This is a genomic window from Moraxella nasovis (assembly GCF_022701215.1).
Lineage (GTDB): Bacteria > Pseudomonadota > Gammaproteobacteria > Pseudomonadales > Moraxellaceae > Moraxella > Moraxella nasovis.
In genome coordinates this window covers 1,686,931-1,713,330 of sequence record NZ_CP089976.1, presented here as the reverse complement: position 1 = coordinate 1,713,330, position 26,400 = coordinate 1,686,931, and the positions used below count along the sequence as shown (strand labels likewise).

20 protein-coding genes and 2 tRNA genes are annotated in these 26,400 nt (G+C 42.2%); 12 read left to right on the top strand and 10 right to left on the bottom strand.

What is annotated here, in order from left to right:
• Nucleotides 1-17: 17 nt before the first annotated feature.
• Both LU293_RS08380 and LU293_RS08375 read right to left on the bottom strand, forming a co-directional pair.
• Complete coding sequence (locus LU293_RS08380) at nucleotides 18-1,979, bottom strand: heme lyase CcmF/NrfE family subunit (RefSeq protein WP_242747269.1); 1,962 nt, start codon at nucleotides 1,977-1,979, stop codon at nucleotides 18-20.
• Between the two features lie 356 nt (nucleotides 1,980-2,335).
• Nucleotides 2,336-3,649: a DUF445 domain-containing protein gene (locus LU293_RS08375; protein WP_242749749.1), complete on the bottom strand. Its 1,314-nt coding sequence runs from the start codon at nucleotides 3,647-3,649 to the stop codon at nucleotides 2,336-2,338.
• A 223-nt stretch (nucleotides 3,650-3,872) separates the two neighbouring features.
• Between LU293_RS08375 and rsmD the strand changes: the two genes are divergently transcribed.
• The 10 genes from rsmD (at nucleotide 3,873) to metG (ending at nucleotide 14,243) form a co-directional block, all read left to right on the top strand.
• Complete coding sequence (gene rsmD / locus LU293_RS08370; RefSeq protein ID WP_242747267.1) at nucleotides 3,873-4,496, top strand: 16S rRNA (guanine(966)-N(2))-methyltransferase RsmD; 624 nt, start codon at nucleotides 3,873-3,875, stop codon at nucleotides 4,494-4,496.
• Between the two features lie 166 nt (nucleotides 4,497-4,662).
• The gene (gene rplM / locus LU293_RS08365) at nucleotides 4,663-5,094 is read left to right on the top strand and encodes a 50S ribosomal protein L13 (RefSeq protein ID WP_242747266.1); all 432 of its coding nucleotides are present in this window, start codon (nucleotides 4,663-4,665) and stop codon (nucleotides 5,092-5,094) included.
• 10 nt (nucleotides 5,095-5,104) lie between these two features.
• On the top strand, nucleotides 5,105-5,491 hold the full coding sequence (rpsI, locus tag LU293_RS08360; protein ID WP_242747265.1) for a 30S ribosomal protein S9: 387 nt from the start codon (nucleotides 5,105-5,107) through the stop codon (nucleotides 5,489-5,491).
• A 503-nt stretch (nucleotides 5,492-5,994) separates the two neighbouring features.
• Nucleotides 5,995-6,579, top strand: coding sequence for a ubiquinol-cytochrome c reductase iron-sulfur subunit (gene petA / locus LU293_RS08355; protein WP_242747264.1), 585 nt, complete (start codon nucleotides 5,995-5,997; stop codon nucleotides 6,577-6,579).
• A gap of 23 nt (nucleotides 6,580-6,602) precedes the next feature.
• The gene (locus LU293_RS08350; RefSeq protein WP_242749747.1) at nucleotides 6,603-7,820 is read left to right on the top strand and encodes a cytochrome b; all 1,218 of its coding nucleotides are present in this window, start codon (nucleotides 6,603-6,605) and stop codon (nucleotides 7,818-7,820) included.
• Nucleotides 7,820-8,539 (top strand): cytochrome c1, encoded by a 720-nt coding sequence (locus tag LU293_RS08345; RefSeq protein WP_242747263.1) that lies wholly within the window; start codon nucleotides 7,820-7,822, stop codon nucleotides 8,537-8,539. The genes LU293_RS08350 and LU293_RS08345 overlap by 1 nt, the downstream gene beginning before the upstream one ends.
• A 990-nt stretch (nucleotides 8,540-9,529) precedes the next feature.
• Nucleotides 9,530-10,663 (top strand): YadA C-terminal domain-containing protein, encoded by a 1,134-nt coding sequence (locus LU293_RS08340; protein WP_242747262.1) that lies wholly within the window; start codon nucleotides 9,530-9,532, stop codon nucleotides 10,661-10,663.
• Between the two features lie 136 nt (nucleotides 10,664-10,799).
• On the top strand, nucleotides 10,800-11,447 hold the full coding sequence (locus tag LU293_RS08335) for a glutathione S-transferase N-terminal domain-containing protein (RefSeq protein ID WP_242747260.1): 648 nt from the start codon (nucleotides 10,800-10,802) through the stop codon (nucleotides 11,445-11,447).
• Between the two features lie 92 nt (nucleotides 11,448-11,539).
• Entirely contained in the window at nucleotides 11,540-11,938 is a 399-nt protein-coding gene (locus tag LU293_RS08330) for a ClpXP protease specificity-enhancing factor SspB (protein WP_242747258.1), read from the top strand.
• Between the two features lie 250 nt (nucleotides 11,939-12,188).
• Nucleotides 12,189-14,243 carry a methionine--tRNA ligase gene (metG, locus tag LU293_RS08325; RefSeq protein ID WP_242747256.1) on the top strand — a complete coding sequence of 685 codons (2,055 nt, stop codon included), beginning with the start codon at nucleotides 12,189-12,191 and terminating at the stop codon, nucleotides 14,241-14,243.
• A 562-nt stretch (nucleotides 14,244-14,805) separates the two neighbouring features.
• On the opposite strand, the gene LU293_RS08320 is transcribed toward metG, so the two are convergent.
• The 4 genes from LU293_RS08320 to LU293_RS08305 all read right to left on the bottom strand — a co-directional run bounded on the left by LU293_RS08320 (nucleotide 14,806) and on the right by LU293_RS08305 (nucleotide 16,861).
• Nucleotides 14,806-14,882, bottom strand: a tRNA-Asp gene (locus LU293_RS08320).
• A 27-nt stretch (nucleotides 14,883-14,909) separates the two neighbouring features.
• A tRNA-Val gene (locus LU293_RS08315) sits at nucleotides 14,910-14,985 on the bottom strand.
• Nucleotides 14,986-15,134: 149 nt separating this feature from the next.
• Entirely contained in the window at nucleotides 15,135-15,848 is a 714-nt protein-coding gene (locus tag LU293_RS08310; protein WP_242747254.1) for a nucleotidyltransferase family protein, read from the bottom strand.
• Nucleotides 15,849-15,856: 8 nt separating this feature from the next.
• A complete protein-coding gene (locus LU293_RS08305; protein WP_242747252.1) occupies nucleotides 15,857-16,861 on the bottom strand; it encodes an aminoglycoside phosphotransferase family protein in 1,005 nt (334 codons plus the stop codon).
• A gap of 169 nt (nucleotides 16,862-17,030) precedes the next feature.
• On the opposite strand from LU293_RS08305, the gene LU293_RS08300 reads away from it, so the two are divergent.
• Together LU293_RS08300 and LU293_RS08295 are read left to right on the top strand one after the other, a co-directional pair.
• Nucleotides 17,031-19,706 (top strand): LPS-assembly protein LptD, encoded by a 2,676-nt coding sequence (locus LU293_RS08300; RefSeq protein ID WP_242747250.1) that lies wholly within the window; start codon nucleotides 17,031-17,033, stop codon nucleotides 19,704-19,706.
• A 94-nt stretch (nucleotides 19,707-19,800) separates the two neighbouring features.
• Nucleotides 19,801-20,799: a peptidylprolyl isomerase gene (locus LU293_RS08295; RefSeq protein ID WP_242747248.1), complete on the top strand. Its 999-nt coding sequence runs from the start codon at nucleotides 19,801-19,803 to the stop codon at nucleotides 20,797-20,799.
• A 120-nt stretch (nucleotides 20,800-20,919) separates the two neighbouring features.
• Here LU293_RS08295 and LU293_RS08290 read toward each other — a convergent pair whose 3' ends face one another.
• From LU293_RS08290 to carB, 4 genes are all read right to left on the bottom strand, one after another.
• Nucleotides 20,920-21,798 (bottom strand): M23 family metallopeptidase, encoded by an 879-nt coding sequence (locus tag LU293_RS08290; protein ID WP_242747246.1) that lies wholly within the window; start codon nucleotides 21,796-21,798, stop codon nucleotides 20,920-20,922.
• A gap of 79 nt (nucleotides 21,799-21,877) precedes the next feature.
• A complete protein-coding gene (locus LU293_RS08285; protein ID WP_242747244.1) occupies nucleotides 21,878-22,237 on the bottom strand; it encodes a SirB2 family protein in 360 nt (119 codons plus the stop codon).
• A gap of 11 nt (nucleotides 22,238-22,248) precedes the next feature.
• Entirely contained in the window at nucleotides 22,249-22,725 is a 477-nt protein-coding gene (gene greA, locus LU293_RS08280) for a transcription elongation factor GreA (RefSeq protein WP_242747243.1), read from the bottom strand.
• 441 nt (nucleotides 22,726-23,166) lie between these two features.
• The gene (carB, locus tag LU293_RS08275) at nucleotides 23,167-26,394 is read right to left on the bottom strand and encodes a carbamoyl-phosphate synthase large subunit (RefSeq protein ID WP_242747242.1); all 3,228 of its coding nucleotides are present in this window, start codon (nucleotides 26,392-26,394) and stop codon (nucleotides 23,167-23,169) included.
• Nucleotides 26,395-26,400 lie beyond the last annotated feature (6 nt).

Sequence of the window (26,400 nt, the reverse complement as noted above, 5' to 3'; positions counted from 1 at the left end):
AATTTTCCTACTTATTGTCATTTGCCAATGCGATAACGCTTATCCATCATCGCTACAAACGCACCAATCGCCATCAGTATCGCACCAAGCCACACCCAACGAACCAAGGGCTTAACGTAGATACGCACTGCCCACTGTTCGTGACCTATTTGCGTATCTATAGGCTCGCCTAAGGCGACATAGACTTCATTTAATAGACTTGGGCGAATACCCACTTCAGTCATCGGCATCATTGAGACGACATAATCACGCTTTTGGGGGTATAAAGTCGCTAGTAGACTGCCATTATCTTTTACGGTGATAGTCGCTTGAGTGGCATCGTAGTTTGCCCCTTTAAGAGTACTAAATTCTGACAAGTAAAAGTCATAACCTTGCACATTAACACTATCGCCCACGCCCATAGCGACATCTTTTTCAACATCAAAAGTAGTTACACCACCCACGCCAAGAGCCGCCACCAAGACGCCAATATGAGCAATCTGCATACCATGATAGCTTGGAGCTAGCTTTGTAAACCCAATCCAAAACGAAGACGCATGACGTGTCTTATCCTTAATATCTAATACGATAAATCCAAGCACCCACACAGACAACACTGCCGTCAGCACCACGTGCCAATGAATGCCATGCGTCTTACCCAGATAGCCTAAAGCATATGCCAACGCTCCACCTAGTATGCATGATGCCATCGCTGTCATCACACTTATCTTCATAAAGGAGCGACTGTCTTTTTTATATCGTAAAGTTACACCGATACCCATAAAACCCATTAAAATCCAAGTCAAAGGCACAAACAGCTGATTAAAATAAGGAGTTCCTACCGATACTTGACCAAGCTTAAAGGCATCAGCAATCATAGGATACAGCGTTCCTATAGCCACCACAAGTGTCGCCACTAAGATGATAATATTATTAATCACCAAGAAAGTCTCACGAGATTTTAGCGTGTAATGACTCTCTGCAGTTAGTCGCCAGCCACGCAAGGCAAACAAGATAAGCCCCACGCCAATCACCACTCCTAGAATAATTAAGATTGCCACGCCACGAGTTGGGTCAGCGGCGAACGAATGCACAGACGTAATCGCACCTGATCGCACTAAGAACGTGCCTAGCAGTGATAACGCAAAAGAGAAAATCGCCAGCATAATTGTCCATGCCTTAAACACGCCCCGCTTTTCTGTTACTGCTAATGAGTGTAATAAAGCTGTCGCTGCCAGCCAAGGCATGAGTGATGCATTCTCAACAGGATCCCAAAACCACCAGCCACCCCAGCCAAGCTCATAATACGCCCACCACGAGCCAAGAGCGATACCGAGCGTTAAAAATGCCCACGCCGTCAGCGTCCACGGACGACTCCAGCGAGTCCACACTGCATCTAGTCTACCTGCCCATAAAGCCGCAATACAAAAAGCAAAAGGCACAGCCATACCGACATAGCCCATGTATAGCATTGGCGGATGAAATATTAAACCAGGGTCTTGAAGTAGTGGATTTAGGTCTGTCCCATCCACAGGAATATTTGGTAAGGTGCGATCAAACGGACTAGATGTAAAAATCAGCATCGCCATCATCATCACCTGCACACCACCTAGCACCGACAGCACTCGAGCTTTAATATCTAAAGGCAGTCCACGACTTAGCAGTGCCACTAAGGCACACCATGCTGATAAGATCATAAGCCATAGCAGTAGCGACCCTTCATGACCGCCCCACACTGCTGACATCTTATAGTACCATGGCAACAGCGAATTAGAATGCGATGTAACATAGCTTAGGCTAAAGTCATTTAGTAAAAAGCCTGCCATTAGACCACCGAACGATACCGTCATCGCCAAAAACTGAGCCATTGCAAGGCTTGGGGCGAGCCGCTGCCACTGCACTTGTCGCCTGATAACCCCAAGTGCAGGTAAGATAGCTTGGAGCATAGCTAAGATAAAAGCAATCAGTAATGTAAAATATCCAAGTTCTGTAATCAGCATAAAACCCACCTTACTCGTGTGCCATTCTTATCATCGCCACGCCTAAGATCTAAGCGGTGGCATACAGTTAATCATCTATCTACTTTAGGGTTTAGTAGGCGTCATAGCCATCTTGATAGCCATTATCGCACGCCTAACAAGCCACTCTTTGGCAGCTGTTTAGCGGACGCCTTCTTCCCTTAGCATACACCACCCTAAGATTGTTTGAGTTTTTATCGCCTTATGCCGCTTACCGATAAGTGACATTAATGCTGCTTACGTCATCACAGACGTGCTAGCACACTGCCAGCAGCATGGCTTTATATGATATTCACCACACCCCCTTTCCTTAAAGATGTGTTAAAGCTTAAGATATATTAAAAAAACACCACCACTAAATGTAGCCACCCAGCAAATAGACCTGTAATCGCCCCTAGCACTACCAGCGTCATCTCATCTTCTTTAAAGGCAGGTCTTAATAGGTTCTGAAACTCCTGTGGCGACAGCTCACGAATGCGACTTTCAAATAGCCCAAAGATTTTACTAGCACGAGATGTATTAAGCAGTGGATCACGAATAGGCATCATAGTTGCATCGATCGACTTATCAATAATCGTCTCCTCAAAGCGATCTATCTCGCCTGTATCCATGCTCATTCTTAGAGTTGTCGCTACCACAGGCGACTCCAGTAAGCTGTGCATGTGCGACTTAATCAGTCTGCGTGTCTGCACTTGTCTTGTGCCATACATCATCTCATGCATGATATTTTCAAGCGTCACTAGTTCATTAACGACGATCTGGGCAAATACGCTAGATACCTCATCTTGGCGTTTCATAAAGCCGCCTTGCCATTCATAGCGGTGAAAATGTGGCACGCACAGACGCAGCTTGCCATTTGGCTGTTTAACGAACAATCTAATAAATGAAATCTTCACAGGCTCAACAGGATTAAACACCATCCAAATGGCAATCCAGTTGGTCAACGCCCCCCAAACGGCAGCAAAAAAAGGAACAGTCCAATGCTGTGGCACAAAATAAAAAATCGCCATCTGCACGATACCAAAGCCAAAGCCAATAACCGCACTGATTTTCCAGATGAAATTAATCTCTTTTTTGCCGACACGCAAGAACATATCCACCATCAGCTTGCGATCTTTTTCCATCTTGCGAACAATCATCGCACGCATATCCACAAGATCTTCAACATTATAGGTCAGATCCAGCACGAGATTTTTCATAACACTTGGCAGTTCGTGGTGAGCGTGCGCATAGATACGGCGTTTAATCGCATAAGGTGTATGGCTCCAGATGGCATAAGAGCGTTCCATCATGATCTCATCAATCATGCTTTCTAAATTCTCATCTACCGCATTGGTTACAAAATCCGCCATCTCGCTTGGTTCCATCGCCTCCAAAAACTCTTTGATATTACCAAGCTTGGCTAATGTCTGATCGACAATAACCCCAGAAATCTTACCCGCCTTGGCAGGCACGATACCTTGCCAGCCGATACCCTTTAGCCCAAAAGGCATATTAGCAATGCGAATACCCCAAAACTTAATGGGGTAAAATAGCATTTCTAACGCCATCCATACATGCGCCCATGTTACGAATGCTGTAACAGGGGGTATGGTCAGCATGGCGATAAATTCAGGGTGTTCTTTTAGTAATTGCCAAAGCGTAGAAAACATGACAGGATAATCAATCAATAAAAATCCACCCATTTTATCATAAAAGCTGGATAAAAAACGCATTTATGAACGCTTTTTACATTAAATTAGCCAAATAATCCAGCAAGCACCCCGCCACACGATACACTAGGCAATTAATGGGTTGTAGTAAGGTACTAAAGCTGTGCTTTTTTAACAAAAATCATGCTAAAATAACGCCAACTGATTAAATTTAATCTCCACCATGTCAAAAACAACAATAAGACCCAAATCAAGACCCAAATCCAATTTAGCTTTATGCAGCAGTGTTCGCATTATCGGAGGGCAGTTTAAACGCCGTCAAATCAGCTTTATTGATGCAGATGGCTTACGCCCCACGCCTGATCGACTCAGAGAAACGCTATTTAATTGGCTGATGGCAGATATACACGATGCTGTTGTCTTAGATGTTTGTGCAGGCTCTGGCGTGCTTGGCTTTGAGAGCCTATCTCGTGGAGCTTCCTTTGTTACCTTTATTGAGCCAAACATCGCCCAAGCCAGTCAACTTAAACGCACAAGCGACACCCTAAAACTCACCAAAACCCAAGTCAGCATTTTTAATGCCACCGCCCAAGACACCTTGGCTAAGCTAAATACCGCCTTTGATGTGATATTTATCGATCCACCTTATGCTCTTAATCTATGGCAGACGATTCTTCAGATGATTGACACTCACCAGCTGTATCATGCCGATACTCTACTATATATAGAAAGCGACACACCGCTGGACGCACTTTTAAGCGATTTAAAAATTACCGCCCTAAAGTCGGTTAAAGTCGGACAAGTCTTCGCCTATTTAGCCCAATTTAGCCCAATTAGTACAATTTAATCCAAAACCACCAAAATAACTTGCATAACCAAGCCAACTCGTGTAAAATTACAATGTTTTTTGAGAGCCCTCGTTTCCCCAACTCATAAAGCTAAAGACAGTCAGGCTTTTTGCTTGGTGTTTTTTGTTTTTTAACTCTCAAACTCAACTTAATTATAGGTTTTTTATGACTACTACTATCAGTGCCAAACCCGCTGAAGTTGTACATGACTGGTATGTCGTGGACGCTGAAGGTAAAACATTGGGTCGCCTAGCGAGCGAAATCGCTTCTCGTCTACGTGGCAAACACAAGCCATCGTACACTCCGCACGTTGATACCGGCGATTACATCGTGGTAATCAATGCTGATAAAGTTGCCGTTACTGGTAAAAAAGCGTTAGATAAAAAGTACTATCGTCACACAGGTTACCCTGGTGGTATCAAAGAGACTAACTTCACTAAGTTAATCGCTCATAAGCCTGAAGACGTATTGCATAAAGCTGTTAAAGGTATGCTTCCAAAAGGTCCTTTGGGCTATGCAATGATCAAAAAGCTAAAACTGTATGCGGGTACTGAACACCCACACGCAGCACAGCAGCCACAAGTACTAGACATCTAAGGAGAATTACATGGAACGCAATTATGGTACAGGTCGCCGTAAGACTTCTACTGCTCGTGTTTTCTTGTCTAAAGGCACTGGCAACATCGTTATTAACGGTAAAACACTTGACGAATACTTCGGTCGTGAGACTTCTCGCATGGTCGTGCGTCAGCCACTAGAGCTACTAGATTCAGCATCAAGCTACGACCTATTCATCACCGTAACTGGTGGTGGTGCAAGCGGTCAAGCAGGTGCGATTCGTCACGGTATTACTCGTGCGTTAATAGAATCTGACGAAACTCTAAAACCAGCTCTTAAAGCAGCAGGTTTTGTAACTCGTGATGCTCGTGAAGTTGAACGTAAGAAATTGGGTCTACGTAAAGCACGTCGTCGTCCACAATTCTCAAAACGTTAATCTTATACGTTATCAAAAAAAAACTCTCAGATTATTCTGGGAGTTTTTTGTTTTAGATTTCCATCTAAAACAACGCATTCATTAATGTTTTTGGGTTTACATATACCCATTAAAATCAGTATAATATCAGCCCATCAAAAGATATCATCTACTTAAGAAAACAACCCAAAACCAAAGATGATGAATAATCGCCAGCACCACCAAAATATCTAAAAAATACCCAAAAATCCTTAGTGATTTACTAGGGTATGTTAAAATTTTGCTTAAAATTGCTATTTTTTTATCATTTTATTAAAATTTTTGCACTTTTTTTCACATCTTAGCAACAGAGTAATTTATTTTATTGCAAAAATAGCTTAAAATAGACATGTTTAGCAAAGTAAGATTTTGTTTAATTTTTTGTAATGTAATAGGCACAGCAAATGTGGCATATGCCAAAATGTTTTGGTATAGCCACACACCCAGTATGGGATAGCCCCATTCATTTTCTGGAGGAAGTTTTAATGAGCCATGCCGAAGGCGTGAATATTAAACGCCGTAGAGTTCTGATTGCGTCCACCGCTGCCATTGGTGCAGTTGGCGTGGGTGCGATTGCCACCCCATTTGTTCGTTCATGGTACCCAAGTGCCAAGGCGGAAGCTGCAGGTGCAGCCGTTGTCCAAGACATTGGCGGCGTTGAAAATGGGCAAATGATCACCCTAAAATACCGTGGAAAACCAATCTTTGTCGTCAAACGTACTGATGAGATGGTCGCAAATTTAAGTAAGCTTACCGAGAAATTGAGTGACCCTACCTCTGATGCTTCCGTACAGCCTGAAAGCTGTAAAAACGAGACACGCTCAATAGTACCTGAAATCCTCGTGGTTGAAGGCGTCTGTACGCATCTAGGCTGTGCACCGATGTTCCGCCCAGAAGTTGGTGCGGCTGACTTAGGTGGTGCTGACTGGCTAGGCGGTTTCTTCTGCCCGTGTCACGGATCGATGTATGATTTGGCAGGACGTGTGTTTAAGAGCATGCCTGCACCGCTAAACCTACCTGTACCGATTTATAAGGTTGAAGGTACTGTCTTGACTGTTGGGGAGGCATAATCATGAGCGTTGCTAAGAAATTTATGAACTGGGTTGATGCTCGCTTTCCTGCGACAGAGACTTATGAATATCACATGTCAAAGTACTATGCACCAAAAAACTTTAACTTTTGGTACTTCTTTGGCGTGCTATCTATGGTCGTGCTGGTAAACCAATTGGTTACTGGTATTTGGCTAACCATGATGTTTAACCCAAGTGCTGAAGGTGCTTTTGCTTCGCTTGAATACATCATGCGTGATGTCAAAGGCGGCTGGCTGATTCGCTATATGCACTCAACAGGTGCCTCAGCGTTCTTTGTGGTCGTATATCTACATATGTTCCGTGGATTTATGTATGGTTCTTACCGCAAGCCGCGTGAGCTTGTTTGGATTATCGGTATGGGTATCTACCTGTGCTTAATGGCAGAAGGATTCTTTGGTTATCTACTACCATGGGGGAATATGTCATTTTGGGGTGCTCAGGTTATCCTAAACTTGCCATCAGCCATTCCATTTATTGGTGATGCACTTGGCGAATGGGTTAAGGGTGACTATATCATCTCTGGCATTACCCTAAACCGTTTCTTCGCTCTGCACGTTGTTGCTATCCCGCTGGTGTTGGTTGGTCTAGTATTCATGCATTTGGTTGCCTTGCACCATGTCGGTTCAAACAACCCAGACGGTATTGAAATCAAAAAACTAAAAGACAAGAACGGCATTCCACTAGATGGCGTACCATTTCACCCTTACTACACTGTGCATGACTTAGTAGGTATCGTGGTATTTTTCATCTGCTTTTTTGCTGTGGTATTCTTCTTCCCAGAAGGTGGTGGTTACTTCCTAGAAAAACCAAACTTTGAAGTGGCAAACGCACTAAAAACACCAGCACACATTGCACCTGTTTGGTACTATATGCCATTTTATGCTATGCTTCGTGCTACGCCATCTATGTTTGGCTCTGCTCTTCCTGGCGTGATTGTTATGGGTGGTGCGATTGCGATTATGTTTGTACTACCTTGGCTTGATCGTTCACCTGTGAAGTCAATTCGTTATAAAGGCGTACTATCAAAAATCGCCTTAGCAATCTTTGTGGTAAGCTTCCTAATTCTAGGTTACTTAGGCGGTGTTGCCTCATCACCAACAGCGACTTTAGTTGCTCGTGTTTGCACCATCTTGTACTTCTTGTATTTCCTACTGATGCCGTTTTATACATCGATTGAGAAATGCAAACAACCACCAGAACGTGTAACAGGAGGCCACTAATGAAAGCATTTAATCTAAAAGCACTAGGTGCAGGTCTTCTGCTTGCAACCGCTGGCATGATCTCTGCCCCTGCTATGGCGTCAGGCGGTCATGGCTGTGGTGAATACACCGAAGCTGATGGCACTAAGACCACGTTGGCTTGTAGTACAGCACCGATTGATCTCACTAACAAAGGCTCACTACAACGTGGTGCTGCTATGTTCATGAACTACTGTGTCGGCTGTCACTCAGCTCAATATGTACGTCACTCACGCATCGCAAAAGACCTAGATATTCCACCAGAATTGATGGAAAAATACTTAATGGTAACGAGCGATCAAATTGGCGATCACATTACCGCTAAAATCGATCCTGAAGTCCAAGGCAAATGGTTCGGTGCAGCACCGCCAGATTTATCGCTAGAGACTCGCTTACGTGGGGATGACTGGGTATATACTTACCTATTAAGTTTCTATGAAGATCCAAGCCGTCCATGGGGTGCTAATAACCTAGTACTACATAACGCTGCTATGCCACATGTGCTGCATAATATGCAAAAAGAACTTGGCGAACAAGAGTACAAAGACAGAGTTGGCGACCTAGTCAATTTCATGGCGTGGATGGCTGAGCCTGTGCGTCATGAACGTAAGATCTATGGCGTATTCGTGATTTTATTCCTTCTTATCCTGTTAGTTCCTGTTTATCTACTAAATAAAGAATTCTGGAAAGATGTGAAATAATGCACTGATTAATCCAAAATACAAATAGGCGGTGATTAAGTCACCGCCTATTTTTTTTGCTCAATATCACAGCACAAAATTACAGTATGAATGTTTTAATAAATTAAATCCAATGCGAAACTTATGATAAAAACACGCCCATCTCACTAATACTATTTTTCATGATATGAGTGTTTTTATTTAGTCATTCATTTTGTACGGCCAGTCACAGCTTTACTGACTGTGCTACGACATAAGGACGAACGAATAATTCAAGCTCAAAATGATGAGCAAGGCACAACACACCGATAAATTAGTTAGGGGTGGCAGGTTCGTTTAAAATCGCTGCATTCAGGGTAAGTGGTTAATTGTATAATTTCAATTTTATTTAGCGAATTTTAGCATAAATTGATTATATTTTTGTCAAAATCACTATAAATGACATGGATTTGTGGATTTTGATTATAATGGTTTGTTAGATATGAACTAATCATTACCCTACTCCAAATTATCTTAGCTTGGCTCAAGCGACAGCAAGACCCAACCTTTACTCTTAAAGCTAATAACACCAAAATTTTTATGGGGTATTATCATAGATTTTGGCTATTAAGTCTCATTTATCAAAAACCACTCTCATCATTAACAAAACATCACATACACCACAAACAAAGTAACAAATAATCCCTTGAAATCACTTGACCTAAGTTAAATTATTGGTATAATTAATTTATATCTTAAATGTATGTGTTTGGTTTCATTTATCTAACAAATAAGATGACAGTTACTATACTACTATGCAGTATGCAATTGAAGTACAGCCAGCAGTCGCCTAATCGCTTGATAAACCCAATAAACAAAACACAAGCTTTTAGGATAGAGTGCTAAAATGCCAATACTAGCATAGTAATTGGGTGGATAATTTTTGAATGTATCATTCATTAGATTGACCATAGTTACCTCCCCCCATTAATTTGGCTTTAACCTTAAACTCAATCTCAATGGAGACTCTTCATGAAAAAACTTCAAAAAACCCTACTAGCAACCAGCTTACTTGCCATTGCTGGTGTAGCTTTCGCTCAAGAAAGCCCTCAAGCTACTGATCCACAAGCAGATCAATCTGCAGATACTGCTCCTGCTAAATGGCACACAGCAGAATATTCACCAGCGTGGTATGAGTATTTTGATTCATGGGCATCATATATTGATCAAGAAGGCGGTGATCCAAGCCTATATGATTACCTAACAGATACAGTTGAACGCTTTGATGAAAACGAAGCTGCAATCGAAAATAACTTTAACGCCATCAAAGCAAATGAATTAGGCATTCAACAAAACCGTGCAGCGGTAGAAGGTCTGGCTGGGCTGACTGCTAGAGGTTTTGCTCGTGCTGATGAGAATTTTGAACTACAAGCAGAGCAAATCAAAAATCTAGAAGAAGCACAAGATGACTTGATTGAAACAGTTAGCGAACACGCTGAAGAAATCCAAACAAACAGAGATGCGATCACAATAAACCACGATCACATCAATAGCTTGGCAAAAGAGATAAACCAAGATCGTGAAGGTATTTTAAATAACGCCATCAATATTGAACTTCTCAATATCAGAAAAGCTGAAGCTACCAATGTGTATAGCAAAGCTGAAGCAGACAAAAAATTTGCTCTAAAAAGTGAGCTTACCCCAGCAGGTACAATTGATACTAGCGAGTTTGCCAAAGCCAAAGACCTTGCTAACAAAGCTGATAAATCAGAATTAGCTGGTAAAGCTGATAAGACTGAGCTTACGAAAAAAGCTGACAAAGGTGAAGCATACACCAAAGCAGAGGCAGATGCTAAATTTGCTCTAATAAATGCCGCTCCAGCAGCTGCTATTAACACCAGCAATCTTGCTACCAAAGCAGACGTTGCTAAATTGGAAAAATCAACCAAGCAAGGCATGGCGACCCAAGCTGCCCTTGCTGGTCTATTCCAACCATATAACATCGGCAAGGTAAACCTATCTGCTGCATTAGGTGGTTATAAATCAGAATCTGCTATCGCCATCGGTGCAGGCTATCGTTATAACGAACAGCTTGCTGGTAAAATTGGTGTAGCAACCAACAGTGGTGGTACTGCTTATAACATCGGTGTAAACTACGAGTTCTAATTTTAAGAACCTACAAAAAAAATCCGCTCTATTGGGCGGGTTTTTTTTGTATGGTAATCAAACAAAATCATTCAAATTGATTGCACTTTTTTATCAAAATTTGCTAAACTAAGTGATATTTTGAACAGTCCCAAAAATGGCAGATTTTTCGCACCTTTTACCCACCCAATTTGTACTGTATGGCGATGATGGCTATGACAGTCATGTGGTACGCCTATTATTAGAGCATAAAAATCTGCCCTATGAGCTTGCCTTAGTAACCGATGACCGCCCAGAAGAGATTGCTGAATTAAACCCCTATGGCACAGTACCGATATTGGTCGGACGTGATTTAACCCTGTATGAAATCAATACCATTTTTGAATACCTAGAAGATAGGCACGGTGCGGACAAATTACTCCCCGCCACCCCAAAAGAGCGCGCCTATGTGCGACAATTAGCGTGGCGATTACAGCATGACTGGCTAATCCTAGCTCGCACGCTACTGACTCACCCAGACAGCTTTGATGAGCCATCGGCACAGCAAGCCAAAAAGACGCTGTCAGACTCTCTTGTCACACTCTCGCCATTATTTGGGCAATATGAGTTTTTCTTATCTGATAGCTTTGGTTGGTGCGATGTACTGCTCACCCCCCTGCTTTGGCGACTGCCACAGATGGGCATTGAGCTACCTGCTACATTATGCAGACCACTTATAGAATATCAAAAACGCCTTTTTTGTCGTAAAAGTTTTATTAATAGCACCAAACTCAAGCCCAATTATCTTGATAATACAGACCATTAGCCAATCATAAATGTAACAACGCCCATCACATATCAACTAACACACAGATGATAAACCTATTAACCCATTAACAAACCCAAAAGGATAGCCCCATGAGCCAACCAAAACGCCCCTATATGATTCGTGCCATGCATGAGTGGCTTGAAGATAACGAGTTTACCGCTTATCTACTTGTTGATGCCACCCACCCTGATGTGGTCGCACCGCTTGATTATGCCCAAGATTCTCGCTTGGTGCTTGCGATTAGCTATCAGGCAACCAATAACTTGCAGATTGATAATGACGCCATTTCATTTGCAGGGCGATTTGGTGGCGTGTCGCAAAATGTCTGGATTCCGATGGCAGCAGCGATGGGGATTTATGCCAAAGAAGACCCAAACGAAGGCTTTTTCTTTGACCCAAGCGAATATGACGCACATGACAGCACGCCACCAGATAGCCCAAAAAATAGCCCAACAGATAAAAAGCCAACCCTAAGATTTGTGGATTAAGCATGTATCTTAATTAAAGCACATTGATAGATGTACTTTATTAATACAACCATGCCTTACGACAGTAAAAGCTGACTGGCGTTTAACACAAGAACACAGTAGAAAAATAGCGATCCGTTACTTAGCGTGATAAGAATGTATCGGTAAAAGCATCAATTATGCAATTTAGTTACATTTATGCTATTTTGCGTGATTTTCCCCCTATTTTAAGTTAAAATTAGGGGATTTTTATAACTTTAGAGCAAAACCCATGACAGTCTCAACCCAACGTAAAATTCTAGTCACTTCCGCCCTGCCTTATGCCAACGGACCAATTCACCTTGGGCATTTGGTTGAATACATCCAAACAGATATCTGGGTGCGTGCCATGAAGTCCCTAGGACATCACGTCACCTATGTATGTGCTGATGACGCACACGGCACGGCAATCATGCTAAAAGCTCAAGACAACGGCGTTACGCCAGAAGAGCAGATTGCCACTGTCAAGGCAAGCCATGAGAAGGATTTTGCAGGCTTTCACATAGACTTTGATAACTATTATTCTACGCACAGCCCAGAAAATAAAGCCCTATCTCAAGATATCTACACCAAGCTAGAACAAGGCGGCTACATTTTTACCAAAGATGTCGAACAGTTGTTTGATACCGAAAAAGGGCTTTTTTTGGCGGATCGCTTCGTTAAAGGCGAATGCCCAGAATGTGCAGCAAAGGATCAGTACGGCGATAACTGTGAAGTGTGTAGCACTACCTATAACGCCACCGAGCTAAAGAACCCCTACTCAACTCTAAGTAAATCCAAGCCTGTCATTAAGTCAAGCAAGCATTACTTCTTTGACTTACCAAAATTTAGTGAATTTTTAAAATCATGGACACGCACCGATAACCGCCTACAATCATCAATTGCCAACAAATTAGACGAATGGTTCACAGCAGGACTTGCTCCATGGGATATTAGCCGAGACGCTCCTTATTTTGGCTTTAAGATTCCAAATACCCCAGCTGATGAACCTGATAAATACTTCTATGTGTGGCTAGACGCTCCTGTTGGCTACATGGCAAGCTTTAAAAACTTATGCGATAAGACAGGGCTTGATTTTGACGAATATTGGAAACAAGACAGCACAGCAGAACTATACCACTTCATTGGTAAGGATATCGTGTATTTTCACGCACTATTTTGGCCAGCCATGCTAAAAGGGGCAAACTTACGCACGCCAACAGCAGTGAATGCTCATGGATTTTTGATGGTGAATGGTGAGAAAATGAGTAAATCTCGTGGCACATTCATCAAAGCACAAACTTATCTTGAGCATCTAAATCCTGAATATCTACGCTATTATTTTGCAAGCAAATTATCTGATACGGTTGAAGATATTAATCTTGATTTAGATGATTTTATGACTAAAGTCAATTCAGACTTGGTCGGTAAAGTGGTTAATATCGCTTCTCGCTCAGCAGGATTCATTCATAAAAATCATGATGGCAAGCTCTCAGATAACATCACTGAACCACAGTTATTACAAGACATTATTGACGCTGGCGATGAGATTGCACTCGCCTACGAAAACCGTGAATTTAGCCGTGCGATGCGTCTTATTATGGCGTGTGCAGATAAGGCGAACGCATACATTGACGATAAAAAACCGTGGGCATTAAACAAAATAGATGGTAAAGCCCAAGAAGTGCAAGACATCTGTACAGTGGCGATTAATATTTTTCGCCAATTAGCTGTGTATCTAGCTCCTGTTTTGCCAGTCTTAACCAAAAATGCTTGTGAGTTTTTAAACGTGGATAGCCTTAATTTTGCCAGTCGCAAGCAGGTTTTAACCAGTCATACCATCAACGCCTTTAAACCGCTGATGGCACGCATTGAAAAAGATAAAATCAATGCCATGGTAGACAGCTCTAAAGACAGCCTAGCCCAAGATAAACCTAAAGATAAAACAGCCAACAAAGCAGTGGATACACAAATGAATAACGAATTTATCAGCATTGACGACTTTGCTAAAGTTGAAATGACAGTCGCTCACGTCCTAGAATGTAATCATGTAGAAGGAGCAGACAAGCTGCTGCAGTTTACCTTAGATGTTGGCGATGAAAGCACTCGTAACGTCTTTAGCGGTATCGCCAAATTCTATAAACCAGAAGAGCTAAGCGGTAAAAAAGTCGTCTGCGTTACCAATCTTGCTCCGCGCAAAATGAAATTTGGCGTATCTGAAGGCATGATCTTATCAGCAGAAAAAGACGGCAAATTACAGGTAGTTATTTTACCTGACGATATGGTCGTTGGGGCAAAGCTTGCCTAAATCAGCCAATATCTAAACCCTATCACCCATAAATAATGGTGAACTTGCAATAAAAGACAAGTTCACCAAAACCACTCACTGATGCGTAGACAATCAATCAAACAGCTACTCTACTTAATGCATGGTGCTTATCTTACCCATCACTTAAAAAAGCTGGGCAAGCTTTTTAGGACTTCACAAGTAGCAAGTGCTTACAATGAGTCGCCTAACATCGCTCTTATATTACGTTCACGGTAGATAGCCTATCCATAAAAACTACAAACCATTTATACATGATACAAATCACAAATGGCAACATCATTTTTATATAGTTTTATACATAAAACAAATCAAAGCCTTAGGCTAGCTTTTGCCAAATAAGCCTTTTGCTAACTGGCATTTTTATCGCCAATCTCTACTAATTTTAACGCATTGACGCCCTAGCTGACGATAATTAGCCAGTAAAAGCCCTTTATTTAAGCAAAAGCACTTGTTTAAAAGATGGCGTGAATTAGGCTATTTTGGCATAAAAAAATCCCCAAGCCCGGGGAGACTTGGGGTTAAACTGGAAAACCCAGTAAAATGGCGCAGCGGACGGGACTCGAACCCGCGACCCCCGGCGTGACAGGCCGGTATTCTAACCAACTGAACTACCGCTGCTAAAGTTAGAATTCTTTCAATCCAATATGGTGGGCGGTAACGGACTTGAACCGCTGACCCTCTGCTTGTAAGGCAGACGCTCTACCAACTGAGCTAACCGCCCAATCTACACCGTATCATGTATCGGCATATCTTGGTATACTTACGAAGTATCCTTCGTTGTGGTGCGTATTATACGTGATTTTAAAATGATGTCAAACAATTTTTTGATTGAATTTAAAAAAAATAGATAAGCGTTTGATTTTATTAGTTTTATTTTATTTGCTTGATGTGGCTTTCAACTTGATTTAGACGCTCTATCGTACCGACATCTATCCAAGTGGTATCATCATCCATTTTCTTACCACCAACCAAACCTTTATCCATAGCAGCTTTAAGGATAGGAGCAAGTGGCATGGCGGTGTTTTGTGGCACATCGGCCACAAGTTTTGGGGATATAAGGCTAATACCGCTAAAGGTAAGAGTCTCGCCAAAATCTTGCTCTGCTGTCTTTTGGTAAACTCGATGATGAGCTAAATTAAAATCACCATTAGGGTTATGGCTAGGATTCTTAGTTAGCACAAGGTATGCCATATCATCTTTTAAATCGTGGTGAAGTAATGAGCTAAGATTAAAGTCTGTCCACACATCACCATTAATTAACAAAAATGGCAAATCAGATAAAACCTTACCATCAAGTGCATAGCGAATACCGCCAGCCGTCTCTAACGCACCATCAAACATCGTCTCATCAGAAATTTTAATGCACGCTTTAAAGGTATGCGTATCAAAATAATCATAAATCTGCTCCCCCAAATAGCCGATATTAATAACAATCTCTTGCACGCCTGCACGGATTAATCTTTCTATATGCCAAACAATCAGCGGCTTATCACCTACCATAATCAAAGGTTTTGGCGTGGTCAGCGTCAAAGGCTGCATGCGAGTACCTTTGCCTGCCGCCAAAATCATTGCCTGCTTAATCATATTAACCCTTATGCTGTCTTATTGCCAAACTTTCGCTGATAAGCGGGTAAAACTTCTGCCTGTAGCCAATCATAAAATGCCTTGATGGCTGTATTTTCATCGCTTAGTCGCATGGCAGTATGCATAAGGTCGCTAAAGACTTTAGGAATATCTTGTAAATACCTGTCTTTACCATCACGCTTGGATAAACGAATAAAAATTCCCAGCACCTTTAGATGTCTTTGCATACTCATGACATTGACATTTTTGGTGAACTCATCAAGCGATATATTGGGGTTTTTAAGGTGATAAAACTGCTTAATTTGCTCATACACCCAATCGTCGCTTTCACGGATATAAGCGTCACGAATTAAGCTTGCCAAGTCATAGACATCGCTTCCAATCACCGCATCTTGAAAGTCAATCACGCCTAAATTTTTACTACCCTTATCCACCATCAGATTACGGCTGTGATAATCACGATGAACGATAACTTTAGGGTGGGTAGAAATCTGAGCGATTAAGACAGATTTTAGATCGTACCACTGACTTTCTTGAGCTGTAGATAACCTAACACCGACATAAGGTAAAAACCATTCGCTAAATAAATTCATCTCTTGATTAAGCTTATCGGCATGATAGTCAGGCAGCCCTACTTGAGTGGGTATAGATTGCAAGCTGATTAGCACCGTTAAGGCATCTTGATACAAATCATCTTTACGCCCATCTTCTAAAATGGCTTGGGCAAACTCAACACTTCCAAAATCCTGCAGTAGCAAAAACCCCTGCTCTATGTCTTTAGCAATGATGTCAGGCACGTTGATTTTTTGGCTCATGATGTCAGCAACTTGGATAAACTCAGCCACGCTTTCTTTATCTGGCGGTGCATCCATCAATAAATAAGTAACATCATCTGCATAAATGCGATGATAACGGCGAAAACTTGCATCTCCTGCCAAGCTTTCTACCCGATAGCCCTGCGGTAATTGGGCGGATAAAAAAGCGTGCATTATCTTTTCACGGTTTAGACTCATAAAAAACCTTTGATATCATTACAATAATTAGCATTAGTGTAGCTGATTTTGGGTTTTTTCTCTAGTAGCATATGGCAATTTAATTAACCCAAAGCCAAAATGTTTATGCCAAATGCACTGTTTTCATGTAAAATAAGCAGGTTATTTGCTTGATACAAGGCTATTTGCTGTGAATTCTATCTCCACTACCAAGAAAAACGCTCCAAAATGTTTAGCTGTCGGTATACGCATGGCTTTATTTGGCATAAGCTTAACGCCCTTTATCAGCTTTGCAGCACAAGAAGACCTTTCTAAGATAGCCTTGACTGATGGCGTCAGCACCCCTACTGTTAATACAGATACAGATACAGATACAGATACAGATACAGATACAGATACAGATACAGATACAGATACAGATACAGATACAGATACAGATACAGATACAGACATTAGCACGAATGAAAGCCTAGGCAAGGAAATACCCAAAAGCCAAGCAAACAGCCTACTTAAGCTTACAAGACACTATAAAGACAGCAACCAAGATGCCCAAGCAGACCAAGCACGTTGCCAAGGTCAATGGATTACTCCAAAAACCCAAAGTCTAACCCAAAAACTAGGTGCTACAACAGATACCAAGCCCCACAACTATTATGCCACCGCTGACTATGGTTATTATCACGAGACGCATGCCAAGCTGTCAGGCAATGTCGTGCTTGAACAAGATGGTCGGCAAATTTTTGCAGATAAAATCACCCTAAATCCCAAAACGGGCGAATCAAAGGCTGTAGGCAATGTCACATTTTATAATGCAGATGAAAAAAATACCTCCAATAAAACAGATGGCATAATAGGCGTAGCAGACTCATTAGAACGCACTTCTGATGGCAAAACCACCGCCGAAGATGTCGCCTTTGCCAGTACAGCAATCAATGCTCACGGCTATGCCAAAACGCTCAAGCAAAACGATAACCATCACTACCAAATGCAAGAAGTGATGTTTAGCACCTGCCCGCCAACCAACCGTAAATGGCAACTAGACGCCAGTAGCATTGACATCAATACAGATACTGGGCGTGGCATTGCCAAACACAGCACCCTAAAAATTGGCAAAGTCCCTGTATTTTATCTGCCTTATTTTAATTTTCCAATTGACGATCGTCGCTCTAGTGGTTTTTTATTACCGACTGCTGGGCTTAGCTCAAAAGACAGCCTTGAAGTTAGTACACCTTATTATCTTAATCTTGCCCCAAACTTTGATGCGACAATTACGCCTACCGTCTTTAGTAATCGTAACCCTAAGATTGCAGCTGAATTTCGCTATTTGACAGCCAAATATGGCTCAGGCACACTTGATACCGCCTATCTCCCAAAAGACAAAAAAAGAAACGATCAAGATCGTAGCCACGTCTTTTTTGATCACACATGGCACTCAAATAGCATTAAAAACTTATCAGTAAATGCAAATTACCGCTATGTCTCAGACGCTGATTATCTAAACGATTTTGATACCTTAGGCTTACAAAAAAACCAGCTAAACCTATCTCGACGTATTGGCGTTAATTATTATAACGATGCCATTCAAGCCTCGCTTAGAGTAGAAGATTTTCAAACCCTCTTTGCAACAACCAACGATGGCACGCCAATCTTAGATAAAGACCGTCCTTATGCACGCCTGCCACAGCTGTCAGCAACCTATCATCTGCCTAAATTTAACACGGACTTACTAAAGCCACTAAACGCACTGACCATCTTTGGGGTTCATGACTCAGCTTATTTTAAAAAGTCAATCAGAGATGGCTCAGAAGCTGAAAAAAGCGGTGTGCGTGCATATAACCAAATATCGGCAAGCTATCCTGTGCTAAAACCATGGGGCTATTTCACCCCAAAGCTTAGCCTAACTCATCTATACGCCTCTTACGACGAAGACAGTTTGGCTAACCGCAATCTCACCAAAAAACAAGGCACGAACAGTATTTTTGCTCCAACGCTAAGTATTGATAGTGGCTTATTCTTTGAAAAATCAGGCTCACCTTTTGGAGTGTTTGATAAAAAATTAGGCGGCTATCAAGTACTAAGCCCACGCATTAAATACACCCGGACACCTTACAAAGCACAAGACAACATCCCAAACTTCGATACTTCTATCGCATCAATCAGCTATGATCAGCTATTATCTGACACTTGGTTCTTAGGATATGATCGCATCGCCGATACGCACGCTATCACGCCTGCCATCAGTTATCGCTATATCGATAACCAAGGTAAGACTCGATTTGATGGGGGTATTGCAGAGCAATTCTACCTTGATGATATGAAAGTCAATATTGACACCCAATCACGATTTAACGCTAAAAGCTCAGGCACAGCCTTTAGGGCGAATGCTCAGCCTTATAATAACTTATGGCTAGATACTGCAGGCGTATTCACAAGACAATATACACTAAATAATATCACAACCCAAGTACGCTATCAGCCAAATGAAAAAAGTCTATTTAGCCTAGGTGTGGTACATCGTAAAGAAAATCCAGCTTTTAATCAGCGCAGCTTATCTACCTACACTGGATCTGCCATTTTCCCAATCAATAATAATTGGCGAGTGCTTAGCCAAGCTCAGTATGATTACAAGCATAATCGCCTAATGGACGCCCTGCTTGGATTAAACTATGAAGATTGTTGTTATGGCATGTCTGTCTATGCACGTCGTTATCGCAATAACCTAAACCCAAAAACAAGTCTAGATACTGCTATCATGGTCGAACTTCGCCTTAATGGTATCACGAGCAGTGGTAAATTAAACCGCCTACTAAGCAGTAAGGTGATGGGATATGACGATGCCCAAAAAGCATGGCAACGTGCTTATTAGCCACTTTCGTAAACACCATGATTGACGGCATACAGTGCAAATGCTAAACTTAACCCAGTTTGAATGGCAACTTGCCAACCACTAAGGAATTCGCATGAATCATAAAAAAACCCTATTAATCGCAGCAATCGTTAGCCTTGGCAGTATCGCCTTGCCTTCAGTAGCCATTGCTAAAGACACCCCAAATACCAACACACTGACCCAGTATGGCAGTAATGACGGCATTATTGCTAAAGTAAACGATCAAATTATCCTAAAAAGTGAACTAAATGATGCCACTTATGACATCATTAATCAGTATCAAGCACACGACCTAAGCATTACGCCAGCTCAAGCCCAGCGACAAGCCTTAGATGAGCTAATCGTTCGCAAAGTTCAGCTTGGCATGATTAATCGTGCAGGTTTTACAGTGAGCGATGAAGCCATAAATCACCAACTCATGCAAATCGCCCAATCTCAAGGGTTAAATTCTATCGCCCAGCTCCAGCAGTCTATGGAAACCCAACAAAAAGGCAGCTATAACGCCCTAAGACAACGCATTAATGAAGATGCTGGTATTAGTGCTTTATGGCAACACCAAGCTTCTAGCCGTATCAAAATCAGCGATGATGCTGTCACTTCTTTTCTAAAATCGCCAGAAGCAGCCAAAATCCCCAAGCAGGTTATCGCACCTGAATGGAAGACATCGCACATCCTTGTGCAAGGCGATACCGCCGCTGCCAAACAAAAAATTGATGCTTTATATGACGAACTACGCAAGGGAGCTGACTTTAAGACACTTGCCGCTTATCACTCAGATGATTTAGGGTCGGCTGTAAATCATGGCAATCTAGGCTGGGTCAAAGAAGGTCAAATGGTACCTGAATTTGAGGCGATGATGAAAAGAACAGAAGCTGGCGACTACTCAGCACCGTTTCGTTCACAGTTTGGTTGGCACATCCTAAAAGTCGATCAGACACGTGAACAAGACATCAGCAAGCAGTACCGTGATAATGCGGCACGTGAAATTTTATTTAGTCGCCTTGCACCACAAGTCCAAGAAGACTGGCTAAACGAGCTGCGTTCTGATGCTTATGTCGAAATTATAAATTGATTTTAAGCACTGACTGTAGCATTTGTAGCACTAAAAACCACGCCTAATTAAGCGTGGTTTTTAGTTTGGTTATATTAATGCAAAGGCTATATTAATCAACGATTTTATCTAAAAACAAATCTACTTAAGAACCATCAAAGGATCAACATATACGCCATTTTTAGCGACACGAAACTCAAGCAATGCTGCAGAACCTTGTTCACGCATTTTAGCAATTTGTTGCCCTGCTATAACAGACTGACCCACCCTGACACCTGCATCCTTGATATGGATATAACTGCTTGTAAAGCCATCATCATGACGAATCATCACCATAGCACCTGCCACACCATTACCATCTACATGCGTTACCACCCCTGAGCGACTGGCAAAAACCAAATCACCGCCATTGCCTGCAAACCACATACCATCACTGGTTACTGATTTATTACCAATGGTGTTGGTTCCAAAACGGCGTACCACAGGATTATTCTTTGATACTGGGTATGTGAACTGCATTAGTCCTGCACTGCCCACGATTGGTGCTACACCTGTTGATGATACAGGTGTATTAACAATAACAGGTTTTGGCTTATTTTGAGAGATTTGCGGCTTAGGCGTATTAACCACAATGGGGGCTACTTGATTTGGTCTTGGGGTATAAATCGGTTGTTGCGGTATTGCTTTGACTTGAGATTGAACAGGTGGCGGTGTACGCTTAGTAGGTGCCAACTCAGCTTTCTCCCATAAAGTAAGCCATTGCCCAACATAAATGGTATAATCACTATCTAAGTTATTTAGTCGTGCAATTTGACGCCACTCCACGCCATAACGCTCAGCAATCTTACTAACTGTATCGCCTTGACGCACAAGGTATCGGTTAGGTCCGCTGTAATTTTTGGTTGATTTAGAATTTGGGTGGTAGGTGGGCTTACTAGCACACCCTGTCAATGCCACAATAGCTGCCACGCTTGACACTATCATGACACGATTGAAAGCCTTTTGTTTTAATACATTCATCAGATACCACCTTATTTTTAACGCTTGACCATGCTTTAGCTTATAGCTTTAAGCATAGCGATTCCCATAGTCATCTGGCTTAAAATAATAACAAAATTGGTTTTTTGACCGCCAGTACTAAGATTGCACCATAAGCAATCAGTGCAATGAACATGCCAAATTTTGCCTGAGCTTTTGTCGCAGTCGCTCTCATTGCTTTCATGCTGGCAGATACTGCAACAATCAATAAAATCAGCTTGGCAATCGCCCACATTGCAGTGAATTGATACCATACCGCCAACATATAAAGACCACTCACCACAAGCAATAACAATGAAATGTGTGTCATGATGGTCAGATAACGAGATACTGCTACCTTCTTACCCATCAAAACTACAATCGCATGGTACAAAAAAAGCCCAAGCGTTATCACGACCATCAATAAATGCAGATGTTTCATAATCAATCAACTTATTCGTAGATAACTTCTAGAATTTCAAATTCCACCAAACCACTTGGCGTTTGGATTTTAGCTTCATCACCTTCTGACTTACCGATCAAGCCACGAGCAATCGGAGAGTTAACTGAGATTTTATTAATTTTAAAATCTGCTTCATCATCACCAACAATCTTATAACGGCACTGCTCATCAGTATCCAGATTCTCAAGCACGACTGTTACCCCAAACACCACTCGCCCATCTTGGGGAAGTGTCTTAGGGTTGATGATTTGGGCACCGCCAAGTTTTGCCTCGATATCACGGATGCGTGCCTCACACAGTCCTTGTTGTTCACGTGCAGCATGGTATTCAGCATTTTCCTTAAGATCACCATGCTCACGTGCCTCAGCAATAGCAGTCGTAATTCTTGGACGATCGACGGTCTTTAGTTGCTTAAGTTCTGCCTCAAGATCGGCATGACCTTGTGGTGTCATTGGATAGCGTTGCATAAATATCCTTTTTTAAACGTATAAAAAAACTCGCCAAAGCGACTCTGGCAAGGGTCAAAAAATAAAAACTTATCAAGCTATTGTAAGTCTTTTTAATAAAAAAGCAAGAGTGATTTATCGATTAAATATAATTTTCCAATGTGTTAAGACAGCAAAAGCCTTAAAAAATCTACTCTTGCACATCGCAAGCCTCATATGGTTTGTTTAAAATACAAACAGACAAGGCGAGAACTTTCCAAATGCAAGTCGTGCATAAAATTGCTTAACACAATATCATTGCAAGTTTCATCGGCTGGTAATTAGGCACTCACTAAAGCTTGGGTAATTATAAAGCTTGGGTAATTACCGAGCAATCGCCAAATACATCGGTAGATAGTCCATATTAAAAAAAATAAAAACAAGGGCTATCACCCTTGTTTTTATCGTTTGATTGATTAATGGTTAATCTTGTAGCTTATACACATCAAAGGGCAGCTCGATTTCATAAGCATCACATACTGCCTTAGCAGCGTTCAATGTAGCAGCATTAAACACCTTATGTTGCAATGCAGAGCGGCGAATAGAGAAAGAGTCTTTTAAAGCCTGCTTGCCTTCAGTGGTGTTAATGATAAGATGGATTTCACCATTTTTAATGGCATCTACAATGTGTGGACGACCCTCGTTTACTTTATTGACACGCTCGCATGGAATGCCAGCTTCATTGATAACCGTGTACGTCCCGCCTGTTGCCACAACCTTAAATCCAAACTCCACTAAGCGTCTTGCGACATCCACCACCCCACGCTTATCGCTATCACGCACCGAGATGAATACGGTTTTGGTCTCTCCATCTTTTGGCAAGCCAGTTAGTCTATCACCACTACCAACAATGGCTTTATAAAAGGCCTCACCAAAGGTCTGCCCCACACCCATCACCTCGCCTGTGGATTTCATCTCAGGACCCAAGATAGGGTCTACGCCTTGGAATTTAGCAAATGGGAATACCGCTTCTTTAACCGAATAATGGCTTGGGATAATCTCTTTGGTAAAGCCTTGCTCATCAAGACTTTTGCCTGCCATACAGCGAGCTGCCACTTTCGCCAAAGAAACACCGATGCACTTAGAAACAAACGGCACAGTACGAGAAGCACGGGGGTTTACTTCTAAAATATAAACCGTATTATCTTTAATGGCATACTGAACATTCATAAGACCCACAACGTGCAATTCTTTTGCCATTGCGATGGTTTGAGTTCGGATTTGATCTTGGATTTCTTTACTCAATGAATACGGTGGCAAAGAACATGCTGAGTCACCAGAGTGCACGCCTGCTTGTTCAATGTGCTGCATGATACCGCCAATCACGACATTATGCCCATCAGACACACAGTCCACATCTACCTCAATGGCATCATCAAGGAAACGATCTAGCAACACTGGGGCTTCGTTCGATGCTTGTACAGCAGTCTTAAGATAATGGCGAAGCTCATCTTCATTATAGACGATTTCCATCGCTCGTCCGCCAAGCACATAAGATGGACGCACCACGAGCGGATAACCTACACCATTTGCCTTAATGATACCATCATCTGTGCTGGTAGCGAGTGCATTTGGCGGTTGATTTAGACCTAGCTTATCAATCATCTGACAAAAACGCTCACGGTCTTCGGCACGGTCAATCGCATCAGGGCTTGTACCAATGATTGGTACACCTGCCTCTTCTAGGCTACGAGCAAGTTTAAGTGGTGTCTGTCCGCCATATTGCACAATCACGCCTTTGGGCTGCTCTGTACGCACAATTTCTAACACATCTTCAAGCGTTACAGGCTCAAAATACAAGCGGTCAGACGTATCATAATCGGTTGAGACGGTCTCAGGGTTGCAGTTTACCATGATGGTCTCGTATCCGTCCTCACGCATGGCAAGGGCAGCGTGTACACAGCAATAATCAAACTCAATACCTTGACCGATACGGTTTGGACCACCACCAATCACCATGATTTTATCTTTATCAGACGGATTTGCTTCGCATTCTTCATCATAGGTGGAATACATATAAGCGGTGCTGGTCTCAAACTCAGCAGCACAGGTATCCACACGCTTATACACAGGATACACGCCTAATGCCCAGCGACGTTTGCGAAATTGCTTTTGGCTAATTCCCATCAAATTAGCAATACGTAAATCGCTCATGCCTTTACGTTTAAAAAGTCTTATATTTTCTACGGTCAAATCACCAAAGCCAAGCGATTTAATGGTATGTTCAGTTTGAACAATATCTTCAATCTGAACCAAAAACCAAGGATCGATTTTAGTTAAAGCAAACACATCATCTACGCTAAGACCACGGCGAAACGCTTCAGCGATATAAAAAATTCGCTCAGGTGTAGGAATGCTTAGACGGTTTTTAATATCGCTTACAATCACATCACTTGGCTTGTCATTTAGCTCAGTAACATCGTCAAAGCCTGTCGCACCTGTCTCAAGACCACGCAAGGCTTTTTGCATACTTTCTTGGAAATTACGTCCAATTGCCATCACTTCACCCACAGACTTCATCTGAGTGGTGAGCGTATCTTCTGCTTGGGGGAATTTTTCAAAGTTAAAACGTGGAATTTTAGTAACCACATAATCAATGGCAGGCTCAAAGCTTGCTGGCGTTTTGCCACCTGTAATGTCGTTTTTGAGTTCATCTAGTGTGAAACCCACTGCTAATTTAGCGGCGATTTTGGCAATCGGAAAACCTGTCGCCTTTGATGCCAATGCCGATGAACGACTCACTCGTGGGTTCATCTCAATCACCACCATACGCCCATTATCAGGGTTGATGCCAAATTGTACGTTTGAGCCACCTGTCTCCACGCCAATCTCACGCAGCACCGCAATAGACGCATTACGCATAAGCTGATATTCTTTATCCGTCAAAGTTTGAGCAGGGGCAACGGTAATGCTATCGCCTGTATGCACGCCCATCGGATCAAAGTTCTCAATAGAACACACGATGATGCAGTTGTCTTTTTTATCACGCACCACCTCCATCTCATATTCTTTCCAACCGATGAGACTTTCATCAATGAGTAGCTGATGTGTGGGGGACAAGTCAAAGCCACGCTCACAAATCTCGATAAATTCATCACGATTATAAGCAATACCACCGCCTGATCCACCCATCGTAAAGCTTGGGCGAATAATCACAGGAAAACCAAAACGTGCTTGAATTTCTAAGGCTTCTTCCATCGTCTCAGCAATGTCAGCCTTAGGACATTCTAGCCCAATTTTTTTCATGGCTTTATCAAAAAGCTCACGATCTTCTGCTTTTTCGATGGCGTCTTTGGTCGCACCGATTAACTCACAGCCATACTTGGCAAGCACGCCATGCTTGTCTAAATCCAAAGCACAATTAAGAGCCGTCTGCCCACCCATCGTTGGTAAAATCGCATCAGGGCGTTCTTTGGCGATGATTCGCTCCACCGTTTGCCAAGTGATCGGCTCAATGTAGGTTGCATCCGCCATAGATGGGTCAGTCATGATGGTGGCAGGGTTTGAGTTCACCAAAATCACACGGTAGCCTTCTTCACGCAAGGCTTTACAAGCTTGGGCTCCTGAATAGTCAAATTCGCAGGCTTGTCCGATGACAATAGGGCCTGCTCCGATGATAAGAATGGAGTTGATGTCGGTACGTTTTGGCATAAGTTT

Coding starts and splice junctions, on each gene's coding strand:
- LU293_RS08380 (WP_242747269.1), bottom strand. CDS start 1,979: ATGCTGATTACAGAACTTGGATATTTTACATTACTGATTGCTTTTATC.
- LU293_RS08375 (WP_242749749.1), bottom strand. CDS start 3,649: ATGTTTTCTACGCTTTGGCAATTACTAAAAGAACACCCTGAATTTATC.
- rsmD (WP_242747267.1), top strand. CDS start 3,873: ATGTCAAAAACAACAATAAGACCCAAATCAAGACCCAAATCCAATTTA.
- rplM (WP_242747266.1), top strand. CDS start 4,663: ATGACTACTACTATCAGTGCCAAACCCGCTGAAGTTGTACATGACTGG.
- rpsI (WP_242747265.1), top strand. CDS start 5,105: ATGGAACGCAATTATGGTACAGGTCGCCGTAAGACTTCTACTGCTCGT.
- petA (WP_242747264.1), top strand. CDS start 5,995: ATGAGCCATGCCGAAGGCGTGAATATTAAACGCCGTAGAGTTCTGATT.
- LU293_RS08350 (WP_242749747.1), top strand. CDS start 6,603: ATGAACTGGGTTGATGCTCGCTTTCCTGCGACAGAGACTTATGAATAT.
- LU293_RS08345 (WP_242747263.1), top strand. CDS start 7,820: ATGAAAGCATTTAATCTAAAAGCACTAGGTGCAGGTCTTCTGCTTGCA.
- LU293_RS08340 (WP_242747262.1), top strand. CDS start 9,530: ATGAAAAAACTTCAAAAAACCCTACTAGCAACCAGCTTACTTGCCATT.
- LU293_RS08335 (WP_242747260.1), top strand. CDS start 10,800: ATGGCAGATTTTTCGCACCTTTTACCCACCCAATTTGTACTGTATGGC.
- LU293_RS08330 (WP_242747258.1), top strand. CDS start 11,540: ATGAGCCAACCAAAACGCCCCTATATGATTCGTGCCATGCATGAGTGG.
- metG (WP_242747256.1), top strand. CDS start 12,189: ATGACAGTCTCAACCCAACGTAAAATTCTAGTCACTTCCGCCCTGCCT.
- LU293_RS08310 (WP_242747254.1), bottom strand. CDS start 15,848: ATGATTAAGCAGGCAATGATTTTGGCGGCAGGCAAAGGTACTCGCATG.
- LU293_RS08305 (WP_242747252.1), bottom strand. CDS start 16,861: ATGAGTCTAAACCGTGAAAAGATAATGCACGCTTTTTTATCCGCCCAA.
- LU293_RS08295 (WP_242747248.1), top strand. CDS start 19,801: ATGAATCATAAAAAAACCCTATTAATCGCAGCAATCGTTAGCCTTGGC.
- LU293_RS08290 (WP_242747246.1), bottom strand. CDS start 21,798: ATGAATGTATTAAAACAAAAGGCTTTCAATCGTGTCATGATAGTGTCA.
- LU293_RS08285 (WP_242747244.1), bottom strand. CDS start 22,237: ATGAAACATCTGCATTTATTGATGGTCGTGATAACGCTTGGGCTTTTT.
- greA (WP_242747243.1), bottom strand. CDS start 22,725: ATGCAACGCTATCCAATGACACCACAAGGTCATGCCGATCTTGAGGCA.
- carB (WP_242747242.1), bottom strand. CDS start 26,394: ATGCCAAAACGTACCGACATCAACTCCATTCTTATCATCGGAGCAGGC.